18 protein-coding genes, 2 tRNA genes and 1 pseudogene are annotated in these 20,043 nt (G+C 69.4%); 13 read left to right on the top strand and 8 right to left on the bottom strand.

Annotated elements, in window-relative coordinates; translation table 11 throughout:
• Nucleotides 1-41: 41 nt before the first annotated feature.
• A complete protein-coding gene (locus ACH34R_RS13830) occupies nucleotides 42-2,039 on the bottom strand; it encodes a M3 family metallopeptidase (protein ID WP_397561768.1) in 1,998 nt (665 codons plus the stop codon).
• Nucleotides 2,040-2,191: 152 nt separating this feature from the next.
• Here ACH34R_RS13830 and ACH34R_RS13825 point away from each other — a divergent pair.
• Nucleotides 2,192-2,263: transfer RNA gene (locus tag ACH34R_RS13825), tRNA-Gln, on the top strand.
• Between the two features lie 65 nt (nucleotides 2,264-2,328).
• On the opposite strand, the gene ACH34R_RS13820 is transcribed toward ACH34R_RS13825, so the two are convergent.
• The gene (locus tag ACH34R_RS13820; protein ID WP_397561767.1) at nucleotides 2,329-3,255 is read right to left on the bottom strand and encodes an alpha/beta fold hydrolase; all 927 of its coding nucleotides are present in this window, start codon (nucleotides 3,253-3,255) and stop codon (nucleotides 2,329-2,331) included.
• A 158-nt stretch (nucleotides 3,256-3,413) separates the two neighbouring features.
• On the opposite strand from ACH34R_RS13820, the gene ACH34R_RS13815 reads away from it, so the two are divergent.
• The 5 genes from ACH34R_RS13815 to ACH34R_RS13795 all read left to right on the top strand — a co-directional run bounded on the left by ACH34R_RS13815 (nucleotide 3,414) and on the right by ACH34R_RS13795 (nucleotide 8,056).
• On the top strand, nucleotides 3,414-4,373 hold the full coding sequence (locus tag ACH34R_RS13815; RefSeq protein ID WP_397561766.1) for an ABC transporter ATP-binding protein: 960 nt from the start codon (nucleotides 3,414-3,416) through the stop codon (nucleotides 4,371-4,373).
• Between the two features lie 25 nt (nucleotides 4,374-4,398).
• Complete coding sequence (locus tag ACH34R_RS13810; RefSeq protein ID WP_397561765.1) at nucleotides 4,399-5,112, top strand: ABC transporter permease; 714 nt, start codon at nucleotides 4,399-4,401, stop codon at nucleotides 5,110-5,112.
• Nucleotides 5,113-5,131: 19 nt separating this feature from the next.
• The gene (locus tag ACH34R_RS13805) at nucleotides 5,132-6,367 is read left to right on the top strand and encodes a sensor histidine kinase (RefSeq protein WP_397561764.1); all 1,236 of its coding nucleotides are present in this window, start codon (nucleotides 5,132-5,134) and stop codon (nucleotides 6,365-6,367) included.
• Between the two features lie 461 nt (nucleotides 6,368-6,828).
• Nucleotides 6,829-7,449, top strand: a complete 621-nt coding sequence (locus tag ACH34R_RS13800) for a response regulator (RefSeq protein WP_397561763.1) — start codon at nucleotides 6,829-6,831, stop codon at nucleotides 7,447-7,449.
• Nucleotides 7,450-7,459: 10 nt separating this feature from the next.
• Nucleotides 7,460-8,056, top strand: coding sequence for a hypothetical protein (locus ACH34R_RS13795; RefSeq protein ID WP_397561762.1), 597 nt, complete (start codon nucleotides 7,460-7,462; stop codon nucleotides 8,054-8,056).
• A 175-nt stretch (nucleotides 8,057-8,231) separates the two neighbouring features.
• Here ACH34R_RS13795 and ACH34R_RS13790 read toward each other — a convergent pair.
• Nucleotides 8,232-8,606: pseudogene (locus ACH34R_RS13790) on the bottom strand (transposase); the annotation flags it as partial.
• A 274-nt stretch (nucleotides 8,607-8,880) separates the two neighbouring features.
• Nucleotides 8,881-9,255, bottom strand: a complete 375-nt coding sequence (locus ACH34R_RS13785; protein WP_397561761.1) for a nuclear transport factor 2 family protein — start codon at nucleotides 9,253-9,255, stop codon at nucleotides 8,881-8,883.
• Between the two features lie 47 nt (nucleotides 9,256-9,302).
• Here ACH34R_RS13785 and ACH34R_RS13780 point away from each other — a divergent pair, with 47 nt between their 5' ends.
• Nucleotides 9,303-9,773 (top strand): MarR family winged helix-turn-helix transcriptional regulator, encoded by a 471-nt coding sequence (locus ACH34R_RS13780; protein WP_397561760.1) that lies wholly within the window; start codon nucleotides 9,303-9,305, stop codon nucleotides 9,771-9,773.
• 251 nt (nucleotides 9,774-10,024) lie between these two features.
• Here the strand turns inward: ACH34R_RS13780 and ACH34R_RS13775 are convergent, their stop codons facing one another.
• Nucleotides 10,025-11,545 (bottom strand): polyprenyl synthetase family protein, encoded by a 1,521-nt coding sequence (locus tag ACH34R_RS13775; protein ID WP_397561759.1) that lies wholly within the window; start codon nucleotides 11,543-11,545, stop codon nucleotides 10,025-10,027.
• Between the two features lie 444 nt (nucleotides 11,546-11,989).
• Between ACH34R_RS13775 and ACH34R_RS13770 the strand changes: the two genes are divergently transcribed.
• Together ACH34R_RS13770 and ACH34R_RS13765 are read left to right on the top strand one after the other, a co-directional pair.
• A tRNA-Glu gene (locus tag ACH34R_RS13770) sits at nucleotides 11,990-12,062 on the top strand.
• A 123-nt stretch (nucleotides 12,063-12,185) separates the two neighbouring features.
• Nucleotides 12,186-13,187 carry a redoxin domain-containing protein gene (locus tag ACH34R_RS13765; RefSeq protein WP_397561758.1) on the top strand — a complete coding sequence of 334 codons (1,002 nt, stop codon included), beginning with the start codon at nucleotides 12,186-12,188 and terminating at the stop codon, nucleotides 13,185-13,187.
• A gap of 674 nt (nucleotides 13,188-13,861) precedes the next feature.
• On the opposite strand, the gene ACH34R_RS13760 is transcribed toward ACH34R_RS13765, so the two are convergent.
• Both ACH34R_RS13760 and ACH34R_RS13755 read right to left on the bottom strand, forming a co-directional pair.
• Nucleotides 13,862-15,595, bottom strand: a complete 1,734-nt coding sequence (locus ACH34R_RS13760) for a hypothetical protein (RefSeq protein WP_397561757.1) — start codon at nucleotides 15,593-15,595, stop codon at nucleotides 13,862-13,864.
• Between the two features lie 109 nt (nucleotides 15,596-15,704).
• The gene (locus tag ACH34R_RS13755) at nucleotides 15,705-16,421 is read right to left on the bottom strand and encodes an IclR family transcriptional regulator (RefSeq protein ID WP_111166002.1); all 717 of its coding nucleotides are present in this window, start codon (nucleotides 16,419-16,421) and stop codon (nucleotides 15,705-15,707) included.
• 60 nt (nucleotides 16,422-16,481) lie between these two features.
• Between ACH34R_RS13755 and leuC the strand changes: the two genes are divergently transcribed.
• From leuC to ACH34R_RS13735, 4 genes are all read left to right on the top strand, one after another.
• On the top strand, nucleotides 16,482-17,867 hold the full coding sequence (leuC, locus tag ACH34R_RS13750; protein ID WP_397561756.1) for a 3-isopropylmalate dehydratase large subunit: 1,386 nt from the start codon (nucleotides 16,482-16,484) through the stop codon (nucleotides 17,865-17,867).
• Nucleotides 17,868-17,902: 35 nt separating this feature from the next.
• Nucleotides 17,903-18,490: a 3-isopropylmalate dehydratase small subunit gene (gene leuD / locus ACH34R_RS13745; RefSeq protein ID WP_111166004.1), complete on the top strand. Its 588-nt coding sequence runs from the start codon at nucleotides 17,903-17,905 to the stop codon at nucleotides 18,488-18,490.
• A gap of 611 nt (nucleotides 18,491-19,101) precedes the next feature.
• Nucleotides 19,102-19,371: a hypothetical protein gene (locus tag ACH34R_RS13740; RefSeq protein ID WP_397561755.1), complete on the top strand. Its 270-nt coding sequence runs from the start codon at nucleotides 19,102-19,104 to the stop codon at nucleotides 19,369-19,371.
• Nucleotides 19,372-19,470: 99 nt separating this feature from the next.
• Nucleotides 19,471-19,770 carry an HU family DNA-binding protein gene (locus tag ACH34R_RS13735; protein ID WP_397561754.1) on the top strand — a complete coding sequence of 100 codons (300 nt, stop codon included), beginning with the start codon at nucleotides 19,471-19,473 and terminating at the stop codon, nucleotides 19,768-19,770.
• A 69-nt stretch (nucleotides 19,771-19,839) separates the two neighbouring features.
• Here the strand turns inward: ACH34R_RS13735 and ACH34R_RS13730 are convergent, their stop codons facing one another.
• Complete coding sequence (locus ACH34R_RS13730; RefSeq protein ID WP_111166007.1) at nucleotides 19,840-20,043, bottom strand: hypothetical protein; 204 nt, start codon at nucleotides 20,041-20,043, stop codon at nucleotides 19,840-19,842.

Raw genomic sequence — 20,043 nt, 5'->3', positions numbered from 1 at the left:
CCCGGCCCTGGGGCCGAGAAAGGCTTAGGGCGGGGGTTCGGTCAGGAGAGGCCGCGGCGGGTGAGGAGGGGGGCGATGTCGGGGACGCGGCCGCGGAAGGTGTGGAAGGCGCTCATGGGGTCGATGCTGCCGCCCTTGCTGAGGAGTTCGCGGCGGAACCTGTCGCCGTTGGCGCGACGCAGGCCGCCGTTCTCCTTGAACCATTCCACCGTGTCCGCGTCGAGGACTTCGCTCCAGATGTAGGAGTAATAGCCGGCGCTGTAACCGCTGGACCAGATATGGGCGAAGTACGTACTGCGGTAGCGCGGCGGGATCAATGGGTGGTCGAGGCCCGCCTGGGAGAGGGCGTGGTTCTCGAAGGACTCCCAGTCGGACACCTCGGCCGCGCCGCCCTCGGTGTGCCAGGCCCAGTCGAGGAGAGCAGCCGCGAGGTATTCCACCGTGGCGTAGCCCTGGTTGAACCGCTCGGCTTCGAGCATCCGGTCGACCATCTCCCGCGGCATCGGCTCGCCGGTCTCATAGTGCCTGGCGTAATTGGCCAGGATCTCGGGCCACACCGCCCACATCTCGTTGACCTGCGACGGGTACTCCACGAAGTCGCGAGGCACCGCCGTACCGGAGACGCGGGGGAACCGCACGTCGGAGAACAGGGCGTGCAGGGCGTGGCCGAACTCATGGAACATGGTGTTGACCTCGCTGAAGGTCAACAGTGCGGGCTCACCGGGCGGTGGCTTGACGATGTTGAGATTGTTGACCACGACCGGCTTTTCGCCGAGCAGATCGGACTGCTTGACCAGGCTGTTCATCCAGGCGCCGCCGCGCTTGGACTCGCGGGCGTAGTAGTCGCCGAGGAACAGGCCGAGCGGTGTGCCGTCTTCCTCGAAGACCTCGAACACCCGGACGTCAGGGTGGTAGCCGCGAAGGTCGGGGCGGTCGGTGAAGGTCAGCCCGTACAGCTTGCCGGCCGCGTAGAAGACGCCGTCGCGCAGGACGCGGTCGAGCTCGAAGTAGGGCCGCATCCGCGCCGTGTCGAGGTTGAAGCGGGCGTTGCGTACCTTCTCCGCGTAGAACGCCCAGTCCCACGGCTCAAGGTCGAAGCCCGCCTCGGCGCGCAGGGCCTCGGCCTCTGCGTTGGCATTGGCGACGGCGGCCGGGACGAGCTTGGCCAGCATGTCGGTGACCGCCTGGGGCTCCGGCGCGGTCTGGTCCGCCACGACGTAATCGGCGTGATGCGCGTAGCCGAGCAGGAGGGCGCGCTCGGCGCGCAGGCGCGCCATCCGGGTGACGATGCCGGCGTTGGCCGTGCCGCCTCTGCCGGTCGCCGCCTTGTGCAGGCGCTCCCGCAGCTCGCGGTCGGTGAGCCCGCTCAAGGCGGGCTGGCCCGTCGGCAGGATCAGCGAGATCGCGTACTTGCCGTCGAGCCCGCGCGCCTTGGCCGTCTCGGCGGCTCCCTCGACCGAGACCCCGTCCAGCCGGGCAGGGTCGTCCACCACGATGGTGGCGGCGCTGGTGTCGGCCAGCAGGTTCTGCTCGAACTCGGTCGCCAGCCTGGACAGCTCGTCGTTGAGCCCCATCAGCCGCTGCTTGTCCTGGTCGTCCAACTCGGCGCCCGCGCGGACGAAGTCGGTGTGGTAGCGGTCAAGGAGCCATGCCTCGTCATCCGCCAGGGTCTCCCGAACGGCGTGCAACTCCTTGATCCGCCTGAACAGCGCGGGATCGAGCTTGATGGTGTCGCTGTGCTTGGCGAGCCGGGGGGTGATCTCCTTCTGGATCTCCCGGGTGCCCGGGGTGCTGTCGGAGGACACCTGGTTGAAAAAGACCGTGGACACGCGGTCCAGGATCCGGCCAGAACGTTCCAGCGCGGCGATCGTGTTGTCGAAGGTCGGCGGCTCGGGATTGCCCGAGATGGCGGCGACCTCGGCGAGCTGCTCCGCCATCCCGCGCTCGAACGCCGGCAGATAGTGCTCTTCGGCGATCTCCTCGAAGGGGGGCAGGTGGTACGGCAGGGCGCTGGGTGCGAAGAACGGGTTCGCGGTCAAAGTCGGATCTCCTCACGCGTGTCCTGGGATCTATCCTTCCGTACCCGGGATGCCTGTGGCACCCGCCGGGTATTCGTTTTGGCCTCGGCGGCAAAGCTGGGCTATCCTTGCCGAGGTCGCCGCGAGAGATTCCAGCGAGGATCACCGCGCGGTGGGGTATGGTGTAATTGGCAGCACGACTGATTCTGGTTCAGTTAGTCTAGGTTCGAGTCCTGGTACCCCAGCAGGTGTTGATTTAAGGCGGACGCCCTTCCGGGCAGCCGCCTTTTTCGTTGTCCGTTGCGGCCCTTCAGGCGAGGCCGTCGAGGATGTCGACGATCTGTTTCCATGCCGCCCGGCTGGGGGCGTGAGCGGTGCGGACGGTCCGCACGTCGAAGGTGTTACCGGGCGTGAGCGAGTCGGCCTCCTTGATCATCCGATTTTGCAGGGCCGGCGGGATGACCTGGTCTTCCGAGTGCCGGATGTAGGTGCGTGGCACGCGGCCCCACCTCTCCTTGCGCCCGCGAGCGTCGGCCGTCGCGATGTGCAGGCTGTCGTCGGGCAGCGAACCGTTGAGCATGGCCATGAACTCGGCCTCCGAAGAGTCGGCCATCAGCGCGGCCTTGAGCGGGCCCAGGAACTTCGGGTCGGCGAGCCGCCAGTTGATCCTGATCGCGCCGATGACCGACGGATCGGCCGCCACGCCGGCCAGGATGGCGCCGATCTTGCTCGGTTTTCCCTCCTGTGTCGCCAGATAGGCCTCGGCGCTGGCCAGCTTGGTGCAGCAGAAGGCCGAATCGTAGACAAGCCGGTCGATCAGGTCGGGCACCTCGTCGGCCGCCTTGGTGATCGTCACTCCGCCCATACTGCCGCCGACCAGGATGACGGGACCGTGCTTCGCCGCCCGCCGAACCGTCGCGACGGTCGCCGCCACATAGTCGGCAAGGGTGATCTCGGCCATCGCCGATGGCGCGGTGGCCAGCGCCTGCGCATCTTGTGGCACCTGGTAGGCCGGTCGGAACTGCTCGTCCGTCGCCGAGTGGCCGGGCAGCTCCACGGCGACCGTGCGGTGCCCGCGCAGGGCCAGCTCGGCATCTGCCGACAGCCCGCCATTGGCCCCCGTGACGAACACATAGGTGGTCACGCGCCGGCCCCGGCCGGCGGCGATGCCTCCGGCACCCGTCGCCCCGGCGACGGCGGCGGACTTCAGCGCGGTGCGGCGTGAGAAATCGTTCATGGGGCAAGCCTGGCAAGCGAGCCCCGGGTTGCGTATCGCCTGGTCGGCTCATCGATCGTGGGAGGCCCTATCCACCGATCGGTTGATACGGCGAATCCACCGATCGATGCGCTCCTTGGGCGATCCGAAGCCGGGGGCGCCGGCCGCATTCTTTTCGCATGACGGTGATTGATGTGCGCAACCTGCGCAAAGAGTACGGCCCGCATGTGGCGGTGGACGACGTGTCCTTCTCCGTGGAGCACGGGGAGATCTTCGGGATCCTCGGCCCGAACGGCGCGGGCAAGACCACCACCGTGGAATGCGTGGAGGGGCTGCGGCGGGCCGACGCGGGCACGCTCAAAGTGCTGGGGCTCGACCCGCATGCCGACGGCAAGCGGCTGCGGCGGCGGATCGGCATCCAGCTCCAGGAGAGTCAGATCCCGGAGCGACTGAAGGTGTGGGAAGCGCTCGACCTCCACAGCTCCTTCTACGACACCCCCACCGACTGGCGGCGGCTGCTCGACGACTGGGGGCTCGCCGCCAAGCGCGACACGCCCTTCGCAAAGCTCTCCGGCGGCCAGAAACAGCGTCTGTTCATCATGCTCGCCCTCGTCGGCTCTCCGGAGCTGGTCGTGCTCGACGAGCTCACGACCGGCCTCGACCCACAGGCGAGACGCGACACCTGGGAGCTGATCGAGAGGGTCAGGGCCGGGGGCGTCACCGTGCTGCTGGTCACCCACTTCATGGAGGAGGCGGAGCGGCTCTGCGACCGGGTCATGGTCATCGACGCGGGGCGGGTCGTCGCGGTGGACAGCCCCTCAGGGCTGATCTCGCGTGCCGTCCCCGAGCAGCGGGTGCGGTTCCGCCCCTCGGCCCCGCTGGACGAGCGGCTGCTGACCGGCCTGCCCGAGGTGACCAGGGTCAGCATGACGGGCACCCGGGTGGAGGTGTCCGGCAATGGCGACCTGCTGCACGCGGTGACGTCCGTGCTGGCCCGCCACCAGATCGTGGCCGCCGACCTCCGCATCGATCAGCCCAGCCTCGACGATGCCTTCGTGGTGCTGACCGGTAGTCGGTCAGATGGCTCTGGTGGTTCCCTGGGCGCTTCCGTAGGTGTGTCCGTTCATCGGCGTGGCTGATATCTGAGATGACGAGGAGAGCGGGATGACCGCACTTACGAAGTACGAGTTGAAACTGTTTCTGCGTGATCCGGCCGCGGCTCTGATCGTGCTGGTGCTGCCGGTGGGGATCGTCGCCCTGTTCGGTGTGGTCATGTCGCCGGGTGGGGGAGACGCCATCGAGACCTTCTTTCCTTCGGCGGCGATCGCGCTCGGCCTGGCCCAGCTCGGGATGAACCTCCTGCCCAGCACGATGGCCGGATACCGGGAGAAGGGCATCCTTCGCCGGATGGCCGGCACGCCCGTCCACCCGGCAGTGCTGCTCAGTGCCCAGCTCGTCGTGGGCGCGCTGTTCGCGCTGGTCTCCATGGCGCTGGTGGTGGCCGTCGGCGTCGTGGCCTTCGGGTTCGGGCCGCCTGGCAGCATTCCGGCGTTCCTGCTCACCTTCGTCCTGGGTGTCATGTCGCTGTTCGCGGTGGGGCTCCTGGTGGCGTCGATCGCGCCCAGCGGGCGCGTGGCGACCGGGATCGGCGTCGCGGTGTTCTTCGTGAGCATCGTGTTCGGGGGCATCTTCATGCCGGTGGAGAGCCTGCCCGCCTTCATCGCCGACGTGGGCGACTTCACCCCGCTGGGGGCCTTCATGCAGGCGCTTCGGGCCAGCTGGGCGGGGGCCTGGCCTGAGCCGTTGCACCTGGGGGTGATGTCCGTGGTCGCACTCGGATTCTCGCTGCTGTCGGCCAAGGTGTTCAGATGGGAGTGACCTTTTGGGGGTGATGGAGATGAGCTGGCTCGGGCCCGACGAGGGGGTCTCCGTGCGAAGCAGGGAGGTGTGGGTCTACCTGGCACTGGCGTACGCCCTGCTGGTGGTCGCTCTTCTCGCCGCACTCCTGCTCGGGCAGGTCATTTCGCAGACGTGGGTGTTCGTCGGCCTGGCCGCGTTGTGGCTGCCATGGATGCACTGGCTGTATCCCCGGCGCCGTACACACCAGGCGGTGACCATCGTCCACTATGTGGGCATCCTCGCCCTCGGCGGCGCCCTTGTGGCGACGAGCGTGGCCTTCACGCTCTTCCTCTCCATCGGCTACCCGCTGGCGGGTGTGCTGTTCCCGAAACGAGCGATCATGATCGGGGTCGCCGCCACGGCGATCACCACCGTGGTCGCGCAGAGCGATCCGAACGGGCAGGGGTTCGGACAGATCGATCTGATCACCGCGCTGCTCGGGCTGTCGGTGCCGCTGCTGTTCGTGGGATGGCAGGTCGGCCTGGAGAGCGAGCGGCGCAGAAAGGCCAACCAGCGTCTCCAGGCCGCGCTGGCTGAGAACGCCGGGCTGCACGCCCAGCTCGTCGCTCAGGCCAGAGAAGCCGGTGTGCTGGACGAACGGCAGCGGCTGGCCAGGGAGATCCATGACACCATCGCGCAGGATCTCGTGGCCTTGATCGGCCAGGTCCGGGCGGCCGAAGGGGCGCGCGACGACGTGGAGGAATGGCGGCGGCACGCGGACCAGATCGCCGTGCTGGCCGGCCGTGCCCTCACCGAGGCGAGGCGGTCGGTTCGCGCGCTGCAGCCAGAGCCACTGGACGGAGCGCATCTCCCCGACGCCCTGGCCGACCTCGCCGGCCGATGGAGCGAGGGCACCGGGATCACCCCCGATTTCGACGTGACGGGCGCGCCGCGGCGGCTCGTCGCCGGGGTCGAGGTGACGATCTTCCGGGTGGCCCAGGAGGCGCTCTCCAACATCGCCAAGCACGCGAAGGCCGAGCGGGTCGGCGTGACGCTCGACTACCTCGACGACACGGTCCTGCTCGACGTTCGTGACGACGGCACCGGCTTCGACGAGAGCGCCGCCGCGTGCTCCGCCGGCTTCGGCCTCGACACCATGCGCCAGCGCGCCCGCGGCGTGGGCGGCTCGCTCACCATCGAGAGCAGCCCCGGCCAGGGCACCGCGGTAGCGCTCGCCGTCCCCGCGATCCCGGCCGACCCTGCGGATCCGGAGACCTTGCTGGAGGAGAGGTGATCGATCCGTATGGTCGCGGTACCGCGGCGAGGTGGTCTCGATGTCGGGCTTGTAGGGACTTGTCGGGTGTCGGGCGCGAGCCGGTGGGGCGGGGATGCCGATGGTGGTGACTGGTCGGTAATGGGCTGTGGTTTGGTGGTCTTCGCTGGTGCAGAGCGGCCGATGGCGTGGCGTGGCCGAGGTCGTGTTCGGGGTGGTCGGCGCTTCTGATCGGAGACGAGGCGCGCGCGACTTCACCGGCCACGGGCAGGGGCCTCAGAGGGCTGTTTTCGGTATCGGCGCGGTAGGGGCGTTTCGCACGGGACATGAGCTGAGCGGAGCAAGGCGGCCCCCGAATTGGGCGGCCTGGGTGAACGACTTGTGCTGGGGCCCATTCCGGCAGGGGGTCTTATCGGGTCGGAGTTGGAGGGTGGTTCGGTGGTGGGGTTGTGGTGAGTGGTGATTCGGGGGCTTCGGAACCGGTGATACGGGTGCTCATCGTGGATGATCATCCGGTGGTTCGTGATGGGCTGCGGGCGGCGTTCGCGGCGGTGGGGGATATCGAGGTCGCCGGCGAGGCCGGCGATGGGGCCGAAGCCGTGCGGCTGGCGCGGGAGCTGGTCGTCGATGTCGTGTTGATGGATCTTCGGATGCCCGAGATGGACGGCGTGCGGGCCATCCAGCGGCTTCGTGAGCTGGCACCGGAGATCCGGGTCCTCGTGCTGACCACCTTCGACACCGATGCCGACGTCCTCCCGGCGATCGAGGCGGGGGCCACCGGCTACCTGCTCAAGGACGCGCCCACCGAGGAGTTGCTGCGTGCCGTACGGGCCTCGCACCGAGGGGAGACGGTGCTCGCGCCGACGGTGGCCGGGCTGCTCGTCGGCCGCGTCAGAAAACCGGTCAAGAGCACGCTGAGCCCCCGCGAGATGCAGGTGCTGCGCCTGGTCGCGGGCGGGGCGACCAACAAGGAGGCGGCGGCCAGGTTGTTCATCAGCGAGGCGAGCATCAAGACGCATCTCCTGCACGTGTACGCCAAGCTCGACGTCCGGGATCGCGCGTCCGCTGTGGCCGAGGCGTACAAAAGGGGGCTGTTGGGCTAAATTGACACGGATGCACAACCCTTCGCAAGAGTTCAGGGTCAATGGCTCCTTCGGGAGGTTTCTGCTGCCGTTCGGGGCTCCGCTGGTGATGTTCTTCCTGGTCATGCTGTTGCTCGGGGCGATCTTCACGACCACGACGGTGGGTGGCGTCCTGGTCGGCCTGGTCGGGACCGGCGTCTTGGTCGGAGTGCTGGCGAGGAAGTACGCCAAGATGGTCGACCGCACGGTCATCCGGTTCTCGCCGTTCGGTGTGGAACTGGAAGATGGCTCAGGATTTCGGGCGCGCCTGGCCTGGGGCGACATCACGCGGGTCGGCGAGGTGCAGAGCAGGATGGCGAGTCCTCGGACGATCGGCCGCCCCGGCGGGATGCGGGTCCGCGCGGGCGCGATGCATTCGCTGGGCCTGATCGGCTGGGGGGAGCGGGTGGTTCCGCAGCGGATTCCCGCATGGATGCAGCAGCAACTGGCGGCGGTCCCGGCGGACCAGCGCACCGGCCGGCCCGAGGTGTCGATCCCGCTCGGCGCGATCGATCCGGCCTGGCAGGACGGCGATATGGGGAACTGGGTGGCACGGTACCGTCCTGACCTCATGCAGGTCGGCGCGTAAGGGGCGGTTCGGCGCAGCATGGGCTGGCCGTGTGTCGCACCTCTCGGGGCCGCATATTGCTGACGCGCTGAGGGCGGGCAGGGTCCGACGAAGATGGATCGGGGCTGGTCGGTGGGGGGTCACGTCCACGAACGTGGTGGATGAATCGATCTTCGAGTGATCCTGTTTCTGCAGGTTAAGTGGTAAGTGTCTGCGGGAGTGCGTTCCGGGCCGGTGCGTCGCCGACGATGAGCTGGACGCGGGCCTTGGCCGGGACGTCCAGGCCCATGTAGCGGCGGGCTTCGGTCCATTCGTCGGCCTGCTCGGCCGGCACCGCGCCGACCAGCCGGATGATGGAGGGCCGGTCGGGGAAGACGCCGACCACGTCGGGGCGGTGACGGATCTCTTTGTTCAACGTTCTCGTGGGCTGTTGGACCAGACCTGGCGTCAGGTGCTCGCAGGTGGCCGGGTACTTGGCCTCCAGGGCGTCGATGACCCAGGCCGGCCGGCTGCGGACCTGCTCGGCGGTGGGCTGGTCGAAGATGGTGCGCACCAGCGTGGCCACCCATGGGTGGGGTCACGTCCATGGCCGAGGCGTTGATGTCGGTCGTGGGTGGTGTGGCGTCTCCTCGGGATGGGCGCGGGTGATCTTCCGAGGCTGGGGGCGATCGACGTCTTCTTGTCTGGCGCTGGGGGTGGCGTAGTGGTGGATGGGGGCTGAGGGGGTGTTGTCTGGCATCTTCGGGTGGGGGTGCCGGTGAGGCTTTGTGGGCGGCTTGGCCTTTTCTTGTTTTGGCGTGGGTTTCGTAGATCGGGGCTTTTGGGGTGGGCTTGTGGCGTTCCTGCTATGGGGGGTCGTAGCAGTCGTAGTTGCGTTGCGCGTGAATTCGGCCGTTGCGGAAGTCGAGGAATGTGGCGATGTGCGCGCGTAGTACTCGGCCGTCTTTTGTTTCGCCGGTCCAGCGGACTTCCAGGGCGACCCGGTCGCCTGCCGCGATGGCATTGACGACCTCGAAGTCCTGGTGGGTCAGCAGTGTGGCGCCTCGTTCGGCGGCTTGGAGAAGGCCGGTCAGGTCGCGCTGGGCGCCCTCGGGGGAGAGCAGGTTCGGTAGCTCCTGTTGCACGACGTCCTCGTCGAAGAAGCGTGCGAGTGCGGCGCCGGTTGCGCCATCGGCCACGGCCTGGTGGTAGCGCAGGGCGATGGAGAGGTTGTCGTCCATATTCACAACCATAGTTGTGTATCCGTGGTTGTGGAATACTTGGAGTCGTGCAACCTGATGATCTTGATGTCGGCACCCTCGCCTTGTTCGTCGGCTTCGCGGCGGCTGACGCCGTGCAGGAGCGGTTGGCGGCCGAGGGGTATGACGATCTTCGCTTCTCGCACGGCTACGTCTTCCAGCACCTCATTGAGGATGAGCCGGGTGTCGGGGAGTTGGCAGACAAGCTCGGGGTGACCCAGCAGGCGGTGTCCAAGACCATTGGCGAGCTTGAGCGCCTTGGCTACGTGGAGCGGGCGGCGGACCCGCGTGACGCGCGCATTCATCGCATCCGGTTGACCGCGCGCGGGCGGGACGCGGTGATGGCCGCCCGCCGGCTGCGGGCAGAGATGGAGGAACGTCTCGCGCTGGCGGCGGGGCGGGGGCGGTTGGCGGATGCGCGGGATGTGCTGGTGGCGGCACTTGATGCGCTGGGTGGGACCGTGGCCGTGCGCGATCGGGAGGTCCGGCCCCCTCGGTGACGGCGGGGCTGTGGTGGTCGTTTCGGGGTTCGGGGCGGAAAGGGCGGTCCTCGCGCTGGTGTGTTCGGTGCTGTGAGGCTGCCTGAGGCCGCGGTTTTTGTGGGGTTCGTGGTCGCCAACGCGGTGGGCGAATGAATAAGCGGCTGCGGGAAGCTTCTTTCTCGGGAAATACGGCGAAGCCATGGCCGGTGCCGGAATTTGCTATTCCGTGGGCACTGGCGGTGGGCGTCCGGTGTTCGTTTCTGCCGCCATCACCGGGTGAGCATGGCGGCGGTCCAGTTGATGTAGGCGGCCGGGAGGGCGGCGAGGGAGTCGGCGATCGCGCCGCGCGGGAGGCCGGGGATCACGGTCTCGGCGGCCATCTGGCGGCATCGTTCGATCGTCTGGTCGATCATGCCGCTGCGGCGGAGCGCCTGTAGTGCGCGGTCGGCCTCGGCGTCGGTGAGGCGGCGGCCGAGCAGGTCGCGTACGTCGCCGAGGCTCGGGTCGCCCAGGGACCACAGCAGCGGAAGGCTGTAGACGCCGTGCCTCAGGTCGCTGCCCGCGGGCTTGCCCAGGATGGCGGGGTCGCCGGCCAGGTCGAGCAGGTCGTCCAGGATTTGGAAGATCACGCCGAACCGCTCGCCGTACATCGCGAGCCGTACGCGCTGTTCGGGGGACGCGTGCGCGCACTGGGCGGCGACCAGGCAGCTCGTGCGGAACAGTGAGGCGGTCTTGCCGGTGATGGACCGCATCGCGTCCTCGACGGATCGCGCGGGGTCGAACAGGCTCGCGGTCTCCTGGTACTGGCCCTCCGCCAGTTCCACGACGGTGGCCGCGAGGGTCTCCGCGACCGGGCGGGACACCGCGGTGAGCGCGGCCAGCCCGGCTCTGGCCAGCATGAAATCGCCGATCACGAGTGCGCGGGGGTCGCCCAGCTCGGCGTTGAGGGTGCGGGTTCCGCGGCGTTCGGCGGCTTGGTCCATGAGGTCGTCGTGGACCAGTGAACCGGCATGGATCATCTCGACGCAGGCTGCTCCGGTCACCAGGCGACGGGTCATGGAACCGCCGAGCGCGAGCCCGGTCGCCAGGGTGAGTGCCGGTCGCAGCCGCTTGCCGCCCGCGGAGGTGATCCTGTCCGCGGCCTTGTTGATCGCGGGGATTCTGGAGGAGTTGCTGAGGCGCCGGATGGTCGCTTCGACCCGGCGGAGTCCGTCGCTGATGGTGGGGTGCGCGGCGAGGGTTCCGGCGGGGGCGTCGGCCGGTGGGCCGTTGGATGGACGCCCGTTCGGGTTCGGCGGGGCGGTGACCTGGAGGGGAGTGGGGGAGTTCGGTGTGCCGGTGTGTGCGGGTGTGGGCAGTGGGTTGGGCTGTCGGAGTGTGTCGGCCTTGGTGGCGGCAGGACGGGTGCGTGTGTCCGGCCGGGAGGTTGCGGTGTTCGCGGACGGGCGGACGGCTGTTCCAGCCCGTGGTGGGCGCGGTGTGGTCGTGTACGCCGGTGCGGGCGCGGCGGCGCGCGGCGAGCCGGTCCGTTGGGGCGCGCCGGCTATGGCGGCGGTGGCGGTCGGTGGGTGGGGTCGGGGTGTCGGGGTCGCGCTGGTTTGTGCGGGCTGGGCGTACGGCGGTGTGAGGTTGGCCGATGGCGTTGAAACGGCGGTGGTGGCGGTTGTTGGGCGGGGCTGAGGTGCTTGGGGTGTGTGCGTTTGTGCGGGCTGGATGCTGGTCCGCTGGGGCGGGCTGGTCTTAGGGGCGGTGATGGTCGCTGGGGGGGTTTGTGGGCCAGTGGGGTACATCGGTGCAGGGGTGGCGGGGCGTGGTGATGAGGGCGATTGGGTTGCTTGGGCCGGGGTGGCCCACGGCGGGCTTGGTGTGGCCGTGGCCGTCGTGGGTTTTTGGGTGCGGGTCCTGTTCGTGGCGGAGGTGGTTCGTGTGGTGGACGCGTTCGTCTCGGGTGGGGGAGGGGTGTTGCCGGGGCGAGCGGTGGGGGGTTGGGGCTTGGGCCGCTGCTGGGTGGGCGGTGTGACATTTGCCGTCATGCCTCCCACCGTGCATGGCGGGTGCTGAGCGTTGGCTGAGACCGGCTGAGCCCGTTCTCAGTTCTGTGTCAAGGGCGTCGGGCTCACCTTCGCCCGCCGGGCGCTAAGCGTTTTGCCCACCACTTTGGGTGCGGTAGAGTTACAGCCGTCGCCGGGGAGGTCCGGCGCAGGGAAGGGCCTAAAAGCCCTTCCGGCCTGTAAGGTCCCGTCGTCTAGTGGCCTAGGACGCCGCCCTCTCAAGGCGGTAACGCCGGTTCGAATCCGGTCGGGACTACACGTTCGACTCCAACCCCTTGGAAGCATCCAAGGGGTTTTTTCGTGTTCTCTCCCGGTGGCACTTGACTAGAGAGCGCCACTATCTAACTCTTGGAGAGTGACACTATCTAATAATATCGCCTTGCTGGCGGACGGACGGGAAGAGCTGATCGACGATCTCGTGCTGCCGTCAGGGAGGCCGGTCCTCGGCTGGGAGCGCAAGCCGCACGGTTGGTGTCGTGGTGACGCGTGCGTTCCGGCCTCCCGGTCCGCCGCCGCCGAGTTGCCACCGGCCCCCGGTACGGCGGAGCCCGGGATCGACCTCGTCGCGTTCGCTCAGATGCTGGACCGCCAGGTCGTCGTGGATCTGGAGGAGGGTGTGGTGGCCGTCGGCGAGCCGGCCCGGCTGTCCGTGGACGAGGCCCCCGGCTTCACGCTCGGCGACGACTTCACACTGTCCGCCCGCCGGGGCACGAAGGTCGCGCTCGTCTTCTGGGCGTCCTGGTGTGGCTGCCGGTACGACCTGGCGGCCTGGGACGACCTGCACCGCGAGCTGCGGGAGTACGGCTTCGGCGTGGTCAGCGTGTCGCTGGACCGCCGGGCCGAGGACGCCGAGCCTTGGACGAAGGACCTCGCGCACACCGCGCTCGTGGACACGGAGGGGCGGGTGGCGGAGCTGTACAACGTGATCAATGTCCCGACCGTGGTGTGGATCGACGAGGACGGCCGTATCGCCCGCCCCCAGGACACCATGACCGCCACCGACACATTCCGGTCGATGAACGGCCTGTCCTCGGAGGCCGCCACGGCGGCGCTGCGCCGGTGGGTGCGCACGGGGGAGAGCGGCCTGAGCGGGCATGCCGTACGTGAGCACCTGCGCACGCCGACCGATGACGAACGACTGGCCCGGCTGCACGGCCGGATCGCGGCCTGGCTGTTTCGCCGGGGGCGTACAGCGGCGGCCGGGCGGCATCTGGCGAAGGCCGCCGAACTCGCGCCCCACGACCTGTCGATCCGGCGCGGACTGATGCCGCTCGCGGGAGTGGATCCCTTCGGGGACGAGTACTTCCGGCTGCGGGAGGAGCTGGAGCGGGCAGGCGTCATGATCTACCGGCCGCTGCCCGACTGGCACATCGCGGACTGACGGGCCGCGTATCGGCTCAGGGCACCTGATGGTCCTAAGAGGTACTCCAACGGGCTCATGGCGAGTTACAGAGCTCCAGAGGGCCGGGTAGACGCCGGCAAGGGAGAGGCAGCGGCGATTGCGCGCTGGGAGGGGAATGGGCCGGGCGGGAAGGCGGCCGGCCGCGCCGGATGTGACAGGGGGACGGCCATATGGAATGCGGCGAGTGGATGACGCGTGGCGAACTGAAGCACGGGATGTCGCCGTGGAAGCGGCGCCTGTCCCCGGGCGGGTGAGTGGGAATGCCGTTGCTCGTGGCGTGGGTGGTCGAGCGGTCGAACCCCACCTCGGGGACGTAGTCCGGCGGCGAGCGTGAACGCGTGGCGCGGTGGAGTACGGGAGATGGCGTGAATTCCGCCTTGGTGGTCGTCAGGCGGCGGCTGTCCCGGGCGAGTGGGCGGGAGTGCCGTTGCTCGTGGCGTGAGTGGTCGGGCCACGCTTGCAGGCGCGTTGCCGAGAACAGAGCGAGGTGAGATCCGGGGGTGAAGCCCGGTGAATAAGCCTTCGTGTGGGATGCCCGGGGATGGCGGGTGGGGGCCCGGAGTGAGCTTTGGAGCGGGGGCTGTAGGTCGTGCCGAGTGTGGCCGGGGCCCGAGAAGTTGGGGGGTGGAGGAGTCGGGTCCTGGCGGAGCGGGTCAGTTGGCGGAGGAGCGGGCCTTGAAGAGGGCGCGTTTGGCGGCCTTGCCGACCTGGCGGTCGGGGTGGGCCTGGCCGATGGCTTCGAGGAGCTCTTCCAGGTGCGGGTGCCGGACCTTCCAGATCACGTCGAGCAGGTTGGACAGGTCGGCGGCCGGGCCGATGTCGTGCAGGCTGCTCACGAACTCCTGGCGGCCGAGGCCGGCCGAGATCGTCCACATGTCGAGGATCAGCCAGTGGGTGTCGGCCTGGGTGGGCTCGGGCGCGCCGTCCACGCCGAGCTGGGTGAGGTGGGTGGCGGCGTACGGCCGCAGCGAGGAGATCTTCAGGGCCTCCTGCCAGGCCGTCACCGCTTCGTCGCCGAGCGACCCCACCATGCTCGCCGCCTGGACGCGGACCAGCGCGTCGGCGTCGTCTTCCGCCGCGGCCCGCAGCAGCTCCCTGGCCGCCTGGCCGGGCTCGCGCAGCGCCATCCAGGCGGCGAACTCGGCGTCGGCCTCCTCCTCCGGCAGCTCGGCGCTGAAGGACAGCAGGTCCAGGGCGGTCATGGCGTCGATCGAGGGGCGGGCGTCCACCTCGATGTCGGCGTCGTCGACCAGGTGGATCACGCCCTCGAAGCCGAGCGGCGTGAGGCGGATCTCGTCGCCCTCCACGGTGATCATGCCGTAGCCGCGCAGCCAGTCGACCACCGAAGCCAGCGGGTCGCCGTACTGCTCGGTGGCGGCGGACCAGGCGTCGGCCCCCAGGTCGTCGAGGTCGGCCACCGCCTCCTCCAGCTCGGTGCGCAGCTCGCCCAGATCACGGGAGCCCTGGGCGGCCAGCAGGCGGACGAGCGCGGCCCTGGTGAGCCCGGAGAGCGTGAGCGTCAGCTCCTCGTCATCGAGCTCGGGATCGCCGTAGTCGACCGACTGCAGGCCCAGCAGCCAGACGTCGAGCACGTCCTCGTCGTCGTCGAACGGCCAGGCGGCGGTGTCGTCGTCGACCCCGACCGTGTCGTCGCCCTGCGGCAGCAGGAACTCCAGATCGACCGCGAGGTTCCAGATGTTCCACAGGGCCGGGACGCGCTGGGCCAGCGAGATGTCGCCGTCGGTGGCGGGCGGCGGCTCCGGCAGGCCGACGGCCTGCAGCGCCTCATGGATCTCCGCGTCGTCGAGCAGGTTCTCATCGCCGATCTTGCGTGACGGCCCGACCCAGATCGCGAGGTCGCGAGTCGTCGTGAGCAGCGGCACCTGGCGCGCGGCGGCGGCCAGCTCGACGTCGGGGCGCAGCCGGATGGTGGGCAGCGCGCCGATCACGTCGGCGAACGGCTCGAAGTCACCCAGGCTCTCGGCCTCATCGTCATCGTCGCCGTCGTAGTCGACGTCGTCCATCGCCTCCAGGAAGTCGTCCTCCAGATCGTCGAGCTCGTCGAGGAGCGCGTCGAGCTTGTCGGAGCCGTCCGCAAGCTTGCCCGTCTCGGACAGGAACGTGAGGTAGGCCCGGACGGCGGGGATCATCCCCTCGGCGGCCTCCTGCGGATCCTCGATGACCTGAGGCATGCGGTCGAGCAGCACGGTGCGAAGGTCGGTGCGCCTCCACCTGCCGATGTGGGGGGACGCCGCCAGCCGGTGCCAGAGCACCGCGGGCCCCACCATGTCGGGATCGCTGTCGGGCGCATGCTCAGGCGCCCACAGGATGAACTCTTGGAGCAGGGGACGCAGCTCCGCGGCGGCTGCCTCGATGCGATCTGTCACTCGCCCAGGCTAGTCGGCCGGAAGGGCGCTCGCCTCCCCATATCCGTTGGTCGATGCCGGGAATTGCGTATTGCTTGCGACATGCGGGAGGAGGAGGGGCGCCTCGGGCTCAGTTGGCCCGGCGCATGGCCTCGGTGATCCGCTCGGCCGCGGTGACGACGGGGGCGGCGTGCAGGCGGCCGGGAGTACGGGTCAGCCGTTCGATCGGGCCGGACACCGACACCGCGGCGATCACCTTGCCGCCGGCCCCGCGCACCGCGGCCGACACGCTGGCGACGCCCTGCTCGCGTTCGCCGACGCTGTGCGCCCAGCCGCGCCTGCGCACGCTCGCCAAGGTCGCGGCGGTGAACTTCGCGCCGCGCAGCCCGCGGTGCAGGCGGTCGGGCTCCTCCCAGGCCAGCAGCACCTGCGCGGCCGACCCGGCGGTCATCGGCAGCGCGGTGCCGACCGGTACCGTGTCGCGCAGCCCGCTGGCCCGCTCGGCCGCGGCGACGCAGACCCGCTCATCGCCCTGCCGCCGGTACAGTTGGGCGCTCTCCCCGGTGAGGTCGCGCAATTGCGTGAGCACGGGGGAGGCCACGGCCAGCAGCCGGTCCTCGCCGGCGGCGGTGGACAACTCGGAAAGCCGCGGGCCGAGCACGAAACGCCCCTGCGTGTCGCGGGCGACGATGCGGTGGTGCTCCAGGGCGACGGCGAGCCGGTGGGCGGTGGGCCGGGCGAGCCCGGTGGCCTGCACGAGCTGCGCCAGCGAAGCCGGCCCCGCTTCCAGGGCATTGAGCACGAGAACCGCCTTGTCCAGTACGCCGACTCCGCTAGAGTTGTCCATAAGCCGATACTGCAGTCTCGCGATATGAGAAAGCAAGTCAGAAAAGTGGGAGGCGAGCCAATGGGCCGCACACTGGCCGAGAAGGTCTGGGAGCAGCACGTCGTGCGTCGTGCCGAGGGAGAGCCGGACCTGCTCTACATCGACCTGCACCTCATCCACGAGGTGACCAGCCCGCAGGCGTTCGACGGCCTTCGCATGGCCGGGCGCAAGGTGCGCCGGCCAGAGCTGACCATCGCCACCGAGGACCACAACGTACCGACCGTCCTCGGGCCGATCAGCGACCCCGTCTCCCGCACCCAGGTCGAGACGCTGCGCAAGAACTGCGCGGAGTTCGGCGTCAGGCTGCACCCGATGGGCGACGCCGGCCAGGGCGTGGTCCACATCATCGGGCCGCAGTTCGGGCTGACCCAGCCGGGCATGACGATCGTGTGCGGCGACTCGCACACCTCCACGCACGGCGCGTTCGGCGGCATCGCCTTCGGCATCGGCACCTCCGAGGTCGAGCACGTGCTGGCCACCCAGACGCTGCCGTCGTACCGGCCCAAGACCATGGCCATCGAGGTCGGCGGCGAGCTGCCGGTCGGCGTGACCGCCAAGGACCTGATCCTGGCCATCATCGCCAAGATCGGCACCGGCGGCGGCCAGGGTCACATCGTGGAATACCGCGGCGAGGCCATCCGCAAGCTCTCCATGGAGGGGCGGATGACGATCTGCAACATGTCCATCGAGGCGGGCGCGCGGGCCGGCATGATCGCGCCGGACGAGACCACCTTCGCCTACCTCAAGGGCCGCGCGCACGCTCCTTCGGGGGCCGCGTGGGACACCGCGGTCGAGTACTGGCGGTCGCTGCGCACCGACGACGACGCCGTCTTCGACAAGGTCGTCGAGATCGACGCGAGCACGCTCACGCCGTTCGTGACGTGGGGCACCAACCCGGGGCAGGGCGCGCCGCTGAGCGCGGCGGTACCGGCTCCGGAGTCGTTCGACGACCCGATCGCCCGTTCCGCGGCCGAGCGCGCGCTGGAGTACATGGACCTCAAGGCGGGCACCCCGCTGCGGGAGATCGCGGTGGACACCGTCTTCGTGGGCTCCTGCACCAACGGCAGGATCGAGGACCTCCGGGCGGCGGCCGACATCCTGCGCGGCCGGCAGGTGGTCACCCGCACGCTGATCGTCCCGGGCTCCATGCAGGTCAAGAGGGCCGCCGAGGAGGAGGGCCTTCACGAGGTGTTCAAGGCCGCGGGCGCGGAGTGGCGCGAGGCGGGGTGTTCCATGTGCCTGGGGATGAACCCGGACACGCTGTCCCCGGGAGAGCGCAGCGCCTCCACCTCCAACCGCAACTTCGAGGGCAGGCAGGGCAAGGGCGGCCGTACGCACCTGGTGTCGCCCGCCGTGGCCGCCGCCACGGCCGTGACCGGCCGCCTGACCGCCCCCGCCGACCTCTGACGACCCCGGCCAAGGACCTAAGGAACCGACCGACCATGGACGCATTCACCACCCACACCGGCCGCGCGGTGCCGCTGCGCCGCAGCAACGTCGACACCGACCAGATCATCCCCGCCGTCTGGCTGAAGCAGGTCAGCCGTACCGGCTTTGAGAAGGGCCTGTTCTCCGCATGGCGCGAGGACCCCTCCTTCGTGCTCAACGACCCGGCCTACCAGGGGGCCTCGATCCTGGTGTCCGGCCCCGACTTCGGCACGGGCTCCTCGCGCGAGCACGCCGTGTGGGCGCTTCAGCAGTACGGCTTCCGCGCCGTGATCTCCGCCAGGTTCGGCGACATCTTCCGCTCCAACTCCACCAAGATGGGCCTGCTCCCGGTGGTCCTGCCGGGCGACACCGTCGAGGCGATCCAAGCCGCCGTGGAGGCCGACCCGTCCCTCGAACTGACCGTTGACCTGCGCGAACGCGAGGTCAGGTGGGGGAGCGAGAAGGCCGCCTTCGAGATCGACGACTACACCCGCTGGCGGCTCCTGGAGGGCCTGGACGACATCGGCCTGACCCTGCGCGCGGCCGACGCCATCACGGAGTACGAGAATGGTCGGCAGCGATGGCTGCCGACGACCGCCTGAAAGCCCCCGCCTCCCACCCCGCGCTCTGGTCTGAGGAGTGAAGGGGCCCGTGAGGGCGCGCCGGTGCTCTGGTCTGAGGAGTGAAGGGGCCCCGCGAGGGTGCGCCGGTGCTCTGGACTGAGGAGGGAAGGAGCGAGGGACGAGCGGATGAGCGACGAGGGAAGCGCGCCGGTTATCAGCGCCCGAGCCGCGACGCGCAGTGTCGCATTGGGTACGGACGAGCGGATGAGCGGCGGGGGAAGCGCGCCGGTTGTCAGCGTCCGAGCCGCGACGCGCAGCGTCGCGTTGGGTACGGGCGTGTGGATGAGCGGCGGGGGAAGCGCGCCGGTTGTCGGCGTCCGGGCCGCGGTGCGTAGCGTCGCGTTGGGTGCGGGCGTGTGGATGAGTGGCGGGGGAAGCGGGCCGGTTGTCGGCGTCCGGGCCGCGAGGCGACGCGTCAGCGTCGCGAGCGACGTGGTTTGTCCTGGGATGCGCTCACCGTGAGCACGCATGGGACCGGGCGCGGTCGTGTCCGGAGCGACGAGCGATCGAGTGAGGAACGAACGAGGGAGCGAGGAGCGGAGGACGCGGCCTTGAAGGCGCCCGGGCCCCGCGCGAGCGAAGCGAGCGCCATGGACACAGGCACAGATCTTGCGAGTGGGTTGCGGGAGGCGCATCGGCGGGTGCGGGCCCTTTCCGGGGCGGCGGACCGGCGGGAGCGGCTGGCCCGGCGCCTGGTGGCCATCTGCGACGCCGCCAAGCTGGACCTCGGCAGCGCCGCCGCCCGCCTTTCCGTCTTCCTCGACGATCTTGCCGCGCTCGAATCCGGCAGGGACCCGGAGACCCTGCCGGAGCAGGGCTCCGACACGCCGAGTAGGCGCAACATGCCCCTCGGTGATTGAGTCCTGGGCCACCTTCCCCTAATTTCAAGCGGGAAGGGGTTTGGTGAACCGTTGCCTGGTGTGCTGGAACCCCGTGCCGTTACAGGGGGAGCAACCTAAATGAACAAGCGGGAACTCGTCGACGCCATCTCGGATCGGGTCGGCGACAAGAAGACCGCCAACGAGGCGGTGAATGCCGTCCTGGACGCTATTCAGAAAGCGGTCGCGGGCGGGGACAAGGTCTCGATCACCGGGTTCGGCGCCTTCGAGATGGTGCACAAGCCGGCTCGTACGGCGCGCAACCCTTCGACCGGTGCGCCGATCAAGGTGGCCGAGAGCTGGGCGCCGCGATTCCGTCCGGGGGCGGACTTCAAGGAGCAGGTCAACGCCGGGGGCAAGAAGTCGGCGAAACGGAAGTAAGCGCTTCACCTGTCCGGGCGCTCGGGGCGATCCACGCCTCGGGCGCTCGCGCCTTTCCGGCGACCCACGTCACTCGGGCAGCGGGAAGGTGGACAGCGTGATCACGGTGATCTCGCCGTCGGCCACCTTGATGTTGACCCGCTGCCCGGAGCGCAGCAGCCGCAGCGGCCCCGCGTCGAAGGCCCTGGTGCCGAAGGTCAGCACGCTGCCGTCGTCGAGGAAGACCGTCCCGGAGCGGGTCTGCTGGTCGTATGTACGTACCGTCGCCTGCAC

The organism is Spongiactinospora sp. 9N601 (assembly GCF_044326295.1).
Classification (GTDB): Bacteria; Actinomycetota; Actinomycetes; order Streptosporangiales; family Streptosporangiaceae; genus Spongiactinospora; species Spongiactinospora gelatinilytica.
Note: the sequence above shows the minus strand (reverse complement) of the source record. Positions and strands in the feature narration are given on the sequence as shown.